Source organism: Bacillus pseudomycoides DSM 12442 (assembly GCF_000161455.1).
Taxonomy (GTDB): Bacteria; Bacillota; Bacilli; order Bacillales; family Bacillaceae_G; genus Bacillus_A; species Bacillus_A pseudomycoides.
Genome location: NZ_CM000745.1, coordinates 5,568,290 through 5,568,828 on the forward strand (window position 1 = coordinate 5,568,290; position 539 = coordinate 5,568,828).

The 539-nt window shown below is 42.0% G+C and carries 1 pseudogene; it reads right to left on the minus strand.

Annotation, left to right across the window (positions count from 1 at the left end):
• Positions 1–46: 46 nt before the first annotated feature.
• Positions 47–539, minus strand: a pseudogene (locus BPMYX0001_RS29830) (IS110 family RNA-guided transposase); the annotation flags it as partial.

Below are 539 nucleotides of genomic sequence, written 5' to 3' on the forward strand. Positions count from 1 at the left end.
TTTGTAAATTAATGGAATATAGAAGAAGGAAGAATGTCAGTAGACATCATCTATCAACGCTCCTTCCGGGCGTGTAAATTTGGTTGTTGCGTAGTAGCGCATCCACCAAACGAACAAATTTTCTTGCGGTTAATGCGAGGGCTCGTTTGTGCTTATGCTTAGGTACTTCGGCAGATTTTTTCGCATAATAGTCACGATATTCANGGGCATGACGCCTTACAGAGTTGGCGGCTTCAACTAAGTAATAACGTAGATACTGATTCCCTGATCGTGTTAATGACGTGTTTTCTGCAGTAAAGCGACCAGACTGATATTTCTTCCAGAATAGACCTGCGTATTTGGCATTCGTGTTTCATCGGTAAAGCGTTCAATTTGACCAATTTCAGCCACAATACCGGCTGCGAATACAGGACCTATACCTGGAATGCTTTCAAGCGTTTGAGGTAGCGATGACATCAAACTTTCTATACCTTTCTCAATCTCTTTAATTTGAGCTTGATACGTGCGCATAATCTGGATGGAGGTGCTTAGTAGAAGGT